The following is an 11,502-nucleotide window of genomic DNA, read 5'->3' on the forward strand; positions in this document are numbered from 1 at the left end:
AACCTTGGGGAGGTACGAATGCTCGACCGATATGCACGCCGATTGATTGACCCGCCGCTGAACAAGCTTGGCCAAGGGTTAGCGGCGCGTGGCATTACAGCTGATTTCATCACGCTTTCTGGTTTGTTCCTTGGTGGGGTGGCCGCTGTATTTATTGCGCTTGATGCGCCGCGGGTAGCGCTGGTTCCGCTGTTGCTAAGTCGGGTTGCAGATGGGTTGGATGGCGCGGTTGCACGGGCGACCCGTAAAACTGACTTTGGTGGATATCTCGATATTACCGTAGATTTCTTGTTCTACGGGCTGATCCCGATGGCGTTCGTTTGGATGTCACCCGCAACGAACGGTGCTGCGGGCGCGTTTTTGCTGGCGTCGTTCTATTTCAACGGTGCCAGCTTTTTAGGTTATGCAATTCTTGCCGAAAAACATGGCCACAAGACCGACGCACAAGGGCAAAAATCGCTTTATTACTCGAACGGAATTCTTGAAGGTACAGAAACCATCGGGTTTTTCGTCGTGCTTTGCTTGCTGCCCAGTTATTTTGCTCCGCTCTCTTGGGTTTTTGGCGCGCTTTGCTTTGCGACCGCAACACTTCGGCTATACGCCGCGAAACAGATATTCACCGAATAAAGGATCAATCTTGATGAAACACCTTGCTGTTCTGGCCGCGCTCTTGGCGCCTTTGCCTGCCCTGGCTGATGTGAACCCCGCCGACTGGGATGCCGTTCTGGCCGAGGCTACAGGGCAAACCGTTTATTGGAATGCATGGGGTGGATCGACCACAACCAATGAATTCATCGCATGGGTCGGTGACCGGGTGTCTGCAGAATTCGGTGTCACGCTGGAACATGTTAAGCTGACTGACACATCCGATGCCGTTACGCGTGTTTTGTCGGAAAAACAGGCGGGCGAAAACGACGACGGCGCGATTGATATGATCTGGATTAATGGGTCCAACTTTGCCGCGATGAAAGACGCGGACCTATTGTTTGGCCCCTATGCCGAAGACTTGCCAAACTGGGCTTTGGTCGATGCTGAAGGCAAAGCAGTGCAGACGGATTTCACTGTTCCCGTCGAAGGATACGAGAGCCCATGGGCCATGGCCCAAGTGGTATTTGTCCACAACACTGCGACGATGCCTGATCGGGTGGGCTCAATGCAGGCGCTGCAGAATTGGGCGCAAGCCAACCCCGGCCGCTTTAGCTATCCGCAACCGCCAGATTTCCTAGGCACGACTTTCCTAAAACAGGTTTTGGTCGATATTTTGGACGATCCATCGGTCTTGGCCACGCCTGCGACCGATGAAAACTATGATGCCGTGACAGCGCCATTGTGGGCTTATCTTGATGAACTCACGCCAAACCTATGGCGCGAAGGCAAAGCATACCCGGCGACCGGCACAGCGATGTTCCCGTTGATCGCGGATGGTGAACTTGATCTGTCGATCTCCTTCAGCCCGGGTGCTGCGTCTACAGCGATTGCGAATTATGAACTTCCTGACACCGTTCGGACGTTTGTTTTGGACAAAGGAACAATCGGCAACGCGTCATTTGTGGCGATCCCGTATAATTCCGGGTCCAAAGCAGGCGCGATGGTCGTCGCAGATTTTTTGATGTCACCAGAGGCTCAAGCCCGTGCACAAGACCCCGCGATCTTGGGGTATGGGACCGTGTTGAACATGGACGCGCTCACCGCCGAAGATCGTGCGGCCTTTGACGGGCTGGAATTGGGTGTCGCGACGCTGACCCCGGCCGAGCTTGGCACTGTTCAGGCTGAACCGCACCCAAGCTGGATGACACGCATCGCTGATGATTGGTCGGCACGCTACGGTGTTGCGCAATAAGCGCGATCTTGGGACGTTGATACATATGCGACGTCCCGTTTTACCCCTTCTACCCGCGCTGACCCTTTTGCTTATGCTGGGGCCTGTCGCCGCTGGCATTTGGGGAACGCTGTTGCCTGCCTTCGGTCATCTGCCAGCCGCAGGGCTGACAGGGCCGTCGTTGGAGCCCTTTGTGGCTTTGTTCGATTGGCCCGGCCTTGCGCGCGCTGTATTGCTTTCAGTGACAACGGGGGTGGGCGCAACCGTCGTGTCGTTAGCTGTTGTTACCCTTCTGTTGGCGGGGTGGTCGGGAACCCGCCAGTTTCGGGTTCTTGAAAGGCTATTGTCGCCGCTTTTGTCAGTGCCACATGCCGCCGCCGCCTTTGGTCTGGCGTTTCTGATCGCGCCGTCTGGCTGGATCGCGCGTTTGCTGTCTCCGATTGTGACTGGCTGGGACCGCCCGCCGGATATTTTGATCGTCCAAGACCCTTTGGGCCTGACCATGATGGCAGGTCTTATCATCAAAGAAATCCCGTTCCTTATCCTGATTAGCATCGCAGCCCTTGGCCAAGCGCAGGCGCAAAACAGTGTCACTATCGCCCAAGCATTGGGATACGGGCGCGTGACAGGTTGGCTTAAGACGGTGTTTCCATGTGTCTATGCCCAGATCAGGCCACCGGTGTATGTGGTGTTGGCCTATTCGATGTCGGTCGTTGATGTCGCGGTGATACTTGGGCCAAACACGCCGCCGACGCTGTCGGTACAGATCGTGAAATGGATGTCGGACCCGGAACTTTCTATGCGCCTGTTGGCTGCGGCTGGTGCGATCATGCAGCTTGCCTTGGTTGTCGGCGCGCTCGCGTTTTGGCGAGTGGGAGAGATCGCTTTCGCCCATTTCGGTCGACGTTGGATTGCTTCAGGTGCGCGTGGAAGATGTGACCCTATTATTGCCCAAGTAGCCCTTTTTTCAGGTGGGGTATCGGTCTTGGTGGTGCTGTTTGGACTGTTCGTCTTGGCGATCTGGTCGGTCGCGGGTTATTGGGGCTTTCCCGATGCGTTCCCAGACGGGTTCACATCACGCAATTGGATGCGGCATGGGCCGGGGGCATTCGCGGCGCTTGGTGAAACCGCGTTCATCGCGGTCGCGGTGGGGTTCAGCGCTTTGATCCTAACCATCGGATGCCTAGAAGCAGAGTATCGCCATGGGCTACGTGTAACGCAGCGAGCGGTGTGGTTGCTTTACCTGCCGTTGTTGGTTCCGCAAACGGCGTTTTTACCGGGCTTGCAGACACTAATGCTGGGGATCGGGGCCGAAGTCGGGCGGATACCTGTCATGCTGGCGCATTTGGTTTTCGTATTGCCCTATGTGTTTTTGTCACTTTCCGATCCATTTCGTGCGTGGGACGCGCGGACTGGAACGGTCGCCGCTGCATTGGGCGCAAGCCCTGATGGTGTGCTGTGGCGCGTGCGGCTGCCGATGCTGCTACGCCCCATACTAACGGCGTTCGCCGTTGGGCTTGCCGTTTCAGTGGGGCAATATTTGCCAACGCTATTGATCGGCGGCGGTCGTGTCGCGACCCTAACGACCGAGGCAGTGGCACTTGCGTCAGGTGGCGACCGTCGTGCGATTGGGGTGTATGGTTTAATGCAAACGGGTGCCGCGTTGTTACCCTTTGCTATGGCGCTGCTGATCCCAACCTTAGTCTGGCGCAATCGAAAGGGTCTACGGCATGAATAAGGGTCTATTCCTGCGGAATATTGAAATTTCGAACGGTGCACAGCCGCTGCTAACGTTGTCACACGACATCGCACCGGGCGAGGTTTTGACCGTCATGGGCCCGTCGGGCGTGGGGAAATCGACGCTGCTAGCGTACATTACCGGCACCCTTTCACCCGACTTTACCGGAAGCGGCAGTGTTGTTTTGGATGGGCGTGACATCACAAATGCACCCGCGCACAAGCGACACGTTGGCATCTTGTTCCAAGATGATCTGCTGTTCCCGCATCTATCCGTTGGCGCAAACCTCGCGTTTGGGCTCGCGCCGGGCGGTTCACCAGCAGACCGCCGGGCGAAGATAGCTGAAGCACTAGCGGAGGTTGACTTGGCCGGCTTTGAAGATCGCGATCCCGCTACCCTATCTGGTGGGCAAAAGGCACGTGTCGCGTTGATGCGGATGCTATTGTCCGAACCCTGCGCATTGCTATTGGATGAGCCGTTTTCACGGCTGGATACCGCATTACGCGCTCAGGTTCGCGATTTGGTGTTCATACGGGCAAGGGCCCGTTCGTTGCCTGTGTTGATGGTGACCCACGACGCCGAAGACGCCCGCGCCGCAGGTGGTAGAGTCATTACATTGGAAGTGCAGAGTTAAAGCGGCCCTGTTTGGAACAGCCAGACCTTTAACCCACCATGCGGAACGGGCGCGCCTTTTGGTTTGAACGGCAGGCCAGTGGCCTTGGCGAGCCCAGCGTCGCTTGTGATGATCCCGACGCGCCAGCCGCCAAACCGTTCTTTGAGCGTCTGACCTAGGCTACCGTACAGTCCAAACAGAAGTTTGGGATTCCCGATCCGGCCACCATATGGTGGGTTGCAGATGATCAGGCCGGGTGGCCCGTCAGGGCGTTGCAGGTCGGACACCGGGTGGTTTTCAAAAGTGATCAGGTCATCGACACCAGCGCGCAATGCGTTTGCTTTGCTCATCCGGATGGCACCCGCGTCGCGGTCGCTGCCGTAAAAATGCTGTGTCGTTGGCTTTGGTGATTGTTTGCGCATGTCTTCCCATGCTGATTGATCAAAGCTGGCGAGCTTTTCGAACGCGAAACTGCGTGACCGACCTGGGTTCAAACCACGCGCGATTTCTGCTGCCTCAATCGGAAAGGTGCCAGAGCCGCACATAGGGTCTAACACAGGCTCTTTTCCGTCATAACCACATTCACGCAAGAACAGCGAAGCCAACGTTTCACGCATCGGGGCCTTGTTCACCGCCTCTTTGTGACCGCGCTTATGCAGGCTTTCGCCGGATGTATCGAGACTGATGGTTACCCTGTTATCGTCTATGCGCGCCTTGATCACGATCTCGGCCTCGGGGCTGATCGTCATGCCGTGGCTTTCGCGTAGTGCGGTTTCGATCCGCTGTGTCGCAGCGCCAGCGTGATAGATTTTGGATTTCTTGCTCGTACTAACTTCGACCCTAACAGGCACATTAGAGTCTAATATGTCACCCCAAGGGAATTTGCGCGACCGTTTATCGAGCTGCGCCAAATGAAACGCCATGAATGATCCCACCCGCGCTAAAACGCGGGTTGCACCGCGCATTATGAGGTTGGCGCGCCAAACATCTGGCCATCCGCCCATGATCGTCACCCCACCGGGTGTGACTTTGGCATCAAGGAACCCGTTTTCCAACGCTTCTGCGTGTAACGCAGATTCGAGTCCGGGCGTGGCGGTCATGAATATTTCAAATTGGCTCATTCGCCGTGCATAGGGCCAAGCACGGCGTCTGCGCAAGCTCCGTTTAGAACGTGGATTGGACGCCAACGCGAGCTTGTAGTTGAGATGTCGTAAATTGGGTCACGTTGGATTCCGTACGCGTGGCGGTAAGCGCAACCGTCGGAGCGAACCCGAAATAGCTGATGCTGTCAAAAACCACTGTGCCGCCAAGGCTGGCATAGCGATCCCTACGCCCATCAAGCGAAAGGGTGAATTCGTCGTAGTTTTTGTAGCCAAGTTCGCCGGATACGGAGACATGTGTTCCTATCAACGGTTGGTCGAAATGGTAGACGATGTTTCCCCGATATTCTGTGAAACTGTCGGTTTCGAATGCAGCGTCCTGCGAAAGTCCTGAAACAGTGATCGTAACCTTGTCTTGGTTTGTACGTATATGGTGCTGGCTTGCGTAAAGATATGTGACCTGAGTGTCAGACTGTGTCGCACGACGTGCTGTGCGGTCTTCAAAACTACCCCCAATGGTTAACGTGTCGTTAACGCCCTCTGGTATCGTCTGCGCCAATGATAGCTTTCTATAATCCCAAAGAGGGTCGCCGCTAAACCATGCCTTGCCGATATGTGCTGAGACGCTGGTTGGGCCCCAGCCGCTTTGCAATAACCGACTGTGGTTTATCGCTGCCTCTGTCAACATCAGGGCATAGTCATTGCCGGAAATATCCGGCACCGCTTCTTGGGATTTACGAGACAGTGAAAACGTTCGGCCAAAAATGTAGCCCTGTAGCTGTGTGCGATGGTTCGGCCCTTGTGACAAATCGTAGGCCGCGAATACATCGCCAGCGTATTCGATGCCGCTTAGCGCGAGACTGCTTTCGGGCAGAAAAAATTCAAAGTCCAATCCTTCTAGGAAAAACGATTCCGATTCGGATCCGTTGTTGATGTTGTCAGATGGCGCGACCGAGAAACCAAGATTGACGCGCAACGGGTTTTTGGTGCGAATTCTCGTGAACTCTTGTTGTACTTTCGCTGCATCTTGACGTGTATCGATGTGGTTGCCTGCGCGCCTAAGCCACCATTGTGCACGTGTGTATTGCCCCACCTTAAAATGCGCACTTGCAACGATCCGGGCGGCTTGAAGCCGTTGGTCGGCTGTTGTGGCGACCCGATAGGCATACGTCGCGGCGTCTGCAGAGGCATGGTCAGCGCCAAGGTCCGCATGTGCTAATGAAAGTAAGATGAGCGCCGCGTAATTGGATGGCTCTTGGTCGATGACAACGTCGGCCAGTGCACGCGCGCGTTCTGGGTTGCCACTGACCAGTGCTTGTTCCGATTGTGACAGTATGTCTGTGGGGGACGCGTGGGCGTTCCTGACTGAGATTCCGAAACACAATAGGATCGCAAATATGATGGCGTAACATGAGCGTTTCATAATAGTATCGCTAATACGGTGCAGAGATACCAGCAACGTTTTGACCGCTTTAGTCGGTGGATCGGCGTTTCGTCGCCAGCTTTGATGGGGGCGTGAAAACGGCTTTGATGCTGTATCGGACTCGACTACGCATTCTGTAAGCTAAATGAGGTCACGCTATGAAATCCTATCTCGCAGTCGTTGCTATATCAGTTTTAGGCGCATGCAGCAGCGGAACCTCGGGTGCTGATACCAGCACCGGAACGCCGACGGCCCCAAGCACCCCGACGGTGCCATCGACACCTGTAGATGCGTCGTTTCAGGGTATGCTAAACGATGTGCGCGCTTCCAACGGTGCTGGGGCGGTTACATATGACGCGCGGCTGGGTGCTGCCGCGCAAGGCCATGCTGACGATATGCTTGCGAACAATTACTTTAGCCACACAGGGCTGAACGGTTCGTCACCCGGTGATCGGATTACCGCGACCGGCTATGTCTGGCGTACGTATGGTGAAAACATTGCCAAGGGGCAGACATCCGAAGAACAGGTGATGGAGGGCTGGACAAATTCACCGGGCCACCATGCAAATAACATCAACCCAGCGTTTGAAGACTATGCATTAGCCAAGGCAGGTTCAGGTAGCAACACCTATTGGGTGTTGGTGTTAGCAACAGAGATGTAGCGCTAGGCGGTTTCAGGTTTTGGTACGGGTTTGGTCATGCCTTCTAACACCCTTAACGGCCGCTTTACGGTTTCAGAAAGCCCTGTTGGGGTGGGTGCAGCCATTTGTTTACTGACTTCAACCATAAGAACGCCTCCTGCAGCGATCAATGGCATGGAGTGCCCAACACGTTCAATAAGCCCGGCTGACTTACGCCAAATTCGTCCGCTTGAGGGCGGTTGATAGAGCGTAGAAAGCGTTCGTTCTGTCACGAACCGATGTTTGCGTAGTTGCGATTCAAGTTGGCTAGGTGAATATGGACGCCCGTAGCCAAATGGGGTCTTGTCCGATCGCGACCAAAGCCCAGCACGGTTCGGTACAATGAAAACAGCCCGCCCCCCTGGACCCAACACACGCCATGCTTCGTCCAGCAATGCTGTTGGTTGTTCAGTTGTATCCAGCCCGTGCATCATCACCAGCTTGTCGACGTGACCGGTTTCAATGGGCCAAAGGGTATCTTCGCACAAAACGCTTTGGTTTTTTTCGCCCGGCGGCCAAGGCATCACGCCTTGTGGACCAGGCATCAGCCCGATAACGCGCCGAGCGTCTTTTAGGTATGGTCGCAATAGCGGAACAGCAAAACCAAAGCCGACAACCATCTGGCCTTGGGCCTCTGGCCACATTTGGGTTAGCTCTGTGCGGATTACCTTTTGGGCCGCCCGCCCAAGGGCGCTTCGGTAATAGAATTGACGCAGATCCAAAACATCTAGGTGCATTGCGGTTGCAGTTCCTTGGGCAAAGATTACGTTTAACCATATCAACAGAAGGGCGCATTGCCATGGGAAACACTTCAACGACATTAGAATTGGTCACTGTGCCGTGTTTGTCGGACAACTATGCGTTTTTGGTCCACAATGCACAGACTGGCGAAACTGCGTTGATCGACGCGCCGGAGGCGGCCCCAATCCAAGCAGAACTTGATGCGCGTGGTTGGGTTCTATCCGACATTTTACTGACCCATCACCACCCGGATCATATTGATGGCGTCAAAGAACTGCGTGGGGACGCGCGCGTGATTGGTGCAAAAGCAGATGCTCACCGTCTTCCGCCGCTAGATGTCGAAGTAAGTGAAGGCGCCATGCTGACCGTGTGTGGTACACAAACGGATGTGTTTGACGTGTCAGGGCATACCTTAGGTCATATCGCGTTCTACATGCCCGATCCGGGTTATGCATTCACGGCAGATAGTTTAATGGCGCTTGGATGCGGACGGCTATTTGAAGGTTCGCCTGCGCAAATGTGGGACAGCATGCAAAAGCTGCGCGCACTGCCTGACAGTACGGTTGTTTGTTCCGGTCACGAATATACAGAATCGAACGCACGTTTCGCTCTGTCCCTTGATCCTGAGAATTCTGCGCTTATCTCTCGTATAGAGAAGATCACAGCCGCACGGACGACCAATCAGCCAACGATTCCCTCAAACTTAGGCGACGAAAAGCGGACAAACCCGTTTTTACGGGCCGACGACACTGCCTTCAAAGCAGTTCTAGGGATGGAAATGTCGACTGACGTCGAGGTGTTTGCTGAAATACGCGCAAGAAAAGACAGATTCTGACAGCCATTTTACCCGATTGGGCCAGAATTTCGCGCAAAAGCCACTTTTCACATGTTTTGTGAGGATGAATCGGAAAAAAGTCCTTGAAGGTTCCGGGATAAAACCAAACCTTAAGGATAAGAGGCCACGGTTGGTTTGTGCCCAGCACGAGCAGACCCACGATGTGAAGGAGCACAAAAGTGCCATCATTTTCGACCACACTAGAGCAAGCCATTCATGGGGCGCTGGCCCTTGCGAATGCCCGCAAACACGAACTTGCCACGCTAGAGCATCTTTTGCTCTCGCTTATTGATGAACCTGATGCGGCGCGTGTTATGCGTGCTTGCTCGGTCAATCTGGACGATCTGCGCAAAGATCTAGAAGATTTTATCGACGACGATCTTGCGACGCTGATCACAGATGTCGAAGGATCAGAGGCCGTGCCAACAGCCGCGTTCCAGCGGGTAATCCAACGCGCAGCGATCCATGTGCAGTCGTCTGGTCGTAGCGAAGTAACCGGCGCCAACGTATTGGTTGCTATCTTTGCTGAACGCGAAAGTAACGCGGCTTACTTCCTACAAGAACAGGATATGACGCGTTACGATGCTGTGAATTTTATCGCGCATGGCGTCGCCAAAGATCCCGCTTTTGGCGAATCGCGCCCGGTAACCGGATCACCAGAAGATGGTGAAACGATTTCATCCGGTGGCGAAGCCGAGGAAAAAGAAAGCGCACTTGCCAAATACTGCGTTGATTTGAATGTGAAGGCCTCAAAGGGCGATGTTGATCCGTTGATCGGCCGTACCCACGAAGTTGAACGTTGCATTCAGGTGCTTTGCCGCCGTCGTAAGAATAACCCGCTGTTGGTGGGTGATCCGGGCGTAGGCAAAACCGCGATTGCCGAAGGTTTGGCGTATAAAATCGTAAATAACGAAGTACCCGAGGTTCTGTCTAAGGCGACGATCTATTCGCTTGATATGGGGGCTTTGCTTGCTGGTACGCGTTACCGCGGTGATTTCGAAGAACGGCTAAAAGCCGTGATGACGGAAATGGAAGACCATCCTGATGCGGTGCTGTTTATCGATGAAATCCACACCATTATTGGTGCTGGTGCGACATCGGGTGGCGCGATGGATGCATCCAATTTGCTGAAACCTGCGTTGCAGGGCGGCAAACTGCGCTGCATGGGGTCAACGACATACAAAGAGTTCCGTCAGCACTTTGAAAAAGACCGTGCGCTATCCCGTCGTTTCCAGAAGATTGATGTGACTGAACCTTCGGTTCCAGACGCGATTAAAATTCTGCAGGGGCTGAAGCCGTATTTCGAGGAGCATCACAGCATCAAATACACAGCTGACGCGATCAAAACTGCAGTAGAGCTTTCTGCGCGCTACATCAACGACCGCAAACTGCCGGATAAGGCGATCGACGTCATCGACGAAGCTGGTGCAGCACAGCACCTGCTGTCTGAATCCAAACGCCGCAAGACGCTTGGCGCTAAGGACATCGAGGCGGTCGTCGCAAAAATCGCGCGTATTCCAGCCAAGAACGTGTCTAAAGATGATGCCGAAGTTTTGAAGGATCTTGAAAAGTCTCTCAAGCGTGTCGTCTTTGGTCAGAACACCGCAATCGAGGCATTGTCTTCGGCGATTAAACTGGCGCGTGCTGGGTTGCGTGAACCGGAAAAACCAATCGGTAACTACCTGTTCGCGGGCCCAACCGGTGTCGGTAAGACCGAGGTGGCCAAACAACTGGCCGACACATTGGGGGTAGAGCTGCTACGTTTCGACATGTCTGAATACATGGAAAAACACGCGGTATCACGTCTGATTGGCGCACCTCCGGGTTATGTCGGTTTTGACCAAGGTGGCATGCTGACTGACGGCGTTGACCAAAACCCGCACTGTGTATTGTTGCTCGACGAAATGGAAAAGGCGCATCCGGATGTTTACAACATCTTGCTGCAAGTCATGGACCACGGGAAACTGACCGACCACAACGGTCGCACAACGGATTTCCGCAACGTGATCATTATCATGACATCGAATGCTGGTGCGTCTGAAATGTCGAAAAACGCATTGGGCTTTGGTCGCGAAACCCGCGAAGGCGAAGATACCGCCGCGATCGAGCGGACGTTCACGCCTGAATTCCGCAACCGATTAGATGCGATCATTAGCTTTGGCGCACTGCCGAAACCAGTGATTATGCAAGTGGTCGAGAAATTTGTGCTTCAGCTAGAAGCACAACTGATTGACCGCAACGTCCATATTGAACTGACCAAGGCTGCAGCGGAATGGCTGGCAGACAAGGGATATGATGCAAAGATGGGCGCCCGCCCGCTTGGCCGTGTTATTCAAGAGCACATCAAGAAACCGCTTGCCGAAGAACTGTTGTTTGGCAAGTTGGTCAAGGGTGGGATCGTTAAGGTAGGCGTCAAAGGTGGCGCACTTGTCTTAAATTATGAAGCCCCAGAGCAAGGTAAGATCACTGATGGTGGAGATAAGCCACCGCTCTTAACTGCCGATTGATTGTGTCGCCATAGATAGCAAATGCCCGCCGTTAACGGCGGGCGTT

Annotated in this window: 10 protein-coding genes; 7 read left to right on the forward strand and 3 right to left on the reverse strand. The window is 54.4% G+C overall.

Going from position 1 to position 11,502, the window contains the following annotated elements; translation table 11 throughout:
- The first annotated feature begins 18 nt into the window (after positions 1–18).
- Genes CYQ09_RS16860 through CYQ09_RS16875 form a run of 4 tightly spaced genes read left to right on the forward strand, consistent with a single transcriptional unit; the run spans position 19 to position 4,191 of the window.
- Positions 19–627, forward strand: a complete 609-nt coding sequence (locus CYQ09_RS16860) for a CDP-alcohol phosphatidyltransferase family protein (RefSeq protein WP_106746555.1) — start codon at positions 19–21, stop codon at positions 625–627.
- Between the two features lie 13 nt (positions 628–640).
- Positions 641–1,840: an ABC transporter substrate-binding protein gene (locus tag CYQ09_RS16865; protein WP_106746556.1), complete on the forward strand. Its 1,200-nt coding sequence runs from the start codon at positions 641–643 to the stop codon at positions 1,838–1,840.
- Positions 1,841–1,865: 25 nt separating this feature from the next.
- Entirely contained in the window at positions 1,866–3,557 is a 1,692-nt protein-coding gene (locus CYQ09_RS16870) for an ABC transporter permease (protein ID WP_106746579.1), read from the forward strand.
- Complete coding sequence (locus tag CYQ09_RS16875; RefSeq protein WP_106746557.1) at positions 3,550–4,191, forward strand: ATP-binding cassette domain-containing protein; 642 nt, start codon at positions 3,550–3,552, stop codon at positions 4,189–4,191. Before CYQ09_RS16870 ends, CYQ09_RS16875 begins: the two co-directional genes overlap by 8 nt.
- On the opposite strand, the gene CYQ09_RS16880 is transcribed toward CYQ09_RS16875, so the two are convergent.
- Both CYQ09_RS16880 and CYQ09_RS16885 read right to left on the reverse strand, forming a co-directional pair.
- Complete coding sequence (locus tag CYQ09_RS16880) at positions 4,188–5,291, reverse strand: THUMP domain-containing class I SAM-dependent RNA methyltransferase (protein WP_106746558.1); 1,104 nt, start codon at positions 5,289–5,291, stop codon at positions 4,188–4,190. The genes CYQ09_RS16875 and CYQ09_RS16880 overlap by 4 nt on opposite strands.
- A 43-nt stretch (positions 5,292–5,334) precedes the next feature.
- Complete coding sequence (locus tag CYQ09_RS16885) at positions 5,335–6,693, reverse strand: tetratricopeptide repeat protein (RefSeq protein ID WP_106746559.1); 1,359 nt, start codon at positions 6,691–6,693, stop codon at positions 5,335–5,337.
- Between the two features lie 158 nt (positions 6,694–6,851).
- Between CYQ09_RS16885 and CYQ09_RS16890 the strand changes: the two genes are divergently transcribed.
- On the forward strand, positions 6,852–7,355 hold the full coding sequence (locus tag CYQ09_RS16890; protein WP_106746560.1) for a CAP domain-containing protein: 504 nt from the start codon (positions 6,852–6,854) through the stop codon (positions 7,353–7,355).
- A gap of 2 nt (positions 7,356–7,357) precedes the next feature.
- Here the strand turns inward: CYQ09_RS16890 and CYQ09_RS16895 are convergent, their stop codons facing one another.
- On the reverse strand, positions 7,358–8,110 hold the full coding sequence (locus CYQ09_RS16895; protein ID WP_106746561.1) for a methyltransferase domain-containing protein: 753 nt from the start codon (positions 8,108–8,110) through the stop codon (positions 7,358–7,360).
- 62 nt (positions 8,111–8,172) lie between these two features.
- Here CYQ09_RS16895 and gloB point away from each other — a divergent pair, with 62 nt between their 5' ends.
- Both gloB and clpA read left to right on the forward strand, forming a co-directional pair.
- Complete coding sequence (gene gloB, locus CYQ09_RS16900; RefSeq protein ID WP_106746562.1) at positions 8,173–8,949, forward strand: hydroxyacylglutathione hydrolase; 777 nt, start codon at positions 8,173–8,175, stop codon at positions 8,947–8,949.
- A 179-nt stretch (positions 8,950–9,128) separates the two neighbouring features.
- Positions 9,129–11,456 carry an ATP-dependent Clp protease ATP-binding subunit ClpA gene (gene clpA, locus CYQ09_RS16905; RefSeq protein ID WP_106746563.1) on the forward strand — a complete coding sequence of 776 codons (2,328 nt, stop codon included), beginning with the start codon at positions 9,129–9,131 and terminating at the stop codon, positions 11,454–11,456.
- Positions 11,457–11,502 lie beyond the last annotated feature (46 nt).

It is taken from the genome of Yoonia maritima, assembly GCF_002933395.1.
Taxonomy (GTDB): domain Bacteria; phylum Pseudomonadota; class Alphaproteobacteria; order Rhodobacterales; family Rhodobacteraceae; genus Yoonia; species Yoonia maritima_A.

Coding starts and splice junctions, on each gene's coding strand:
- CYQ09_RS16860 (WP_106746555.1), top strand. CDS start 19: ATGCTCGACCGATATGCACGCCGATTGATTGACCCGCCGCTGAACAAG.
- CYQ09_RS16865 (WP_106746556.1), top strand. CDS start 641: ATGAAACACCTTGCTGTTCTGGCCGCGCTCTTGGCGCCTTTGCCTGCC.
- CYQ09_RS16870 (WP_106746579.1), top strand. CDS start 1,866: ATGCGACGTCCCGTTTTACCCCTTCTACCCGCGCTGACCCTTTTGCTT.
- CYQ09_RS16875 (WP_106746557.1), top strand. CDS start 3,550: ATGAATAAGGGTCTATTCCTGCGGAATATTGAAATTTCGAACGGTGCA.
- CYQ09_RS16880 (WP_106746558.1), bottom strand. CDS start 5,291: ATGAGCCAATTTGAAATATTCATGACCGCCACGCCCGGACTCGAATCT.
- CYQ09_RS16885 (WP_106746559.1), bottom strand. CDS start 6,693: ATGAAACGCTCATGTTACGCCATCATATTTGCGATCCTATTGTGTTTC.
- CYQ09_RS16890 (WP_106746560.1), top strand. CDS start 6,852: ATGAAATCCTATCTCGCAGTCGTTGCTATATCAGTTTTAGGCGCATGC.
- CYQ09_RS16895 (WP_106746561.1), bottom strand. CDS start 8,110: ATGCACCTAGATGTTTTGGATCTGCGTCAATTCTATTACCGAAGCGCC.
- gloB (WP_106746562.1), top strand. CDS start 8,173: ATGGGAAACACTTCAACGACATTAGAATTGGTCACTGTGCCGTGTTTG.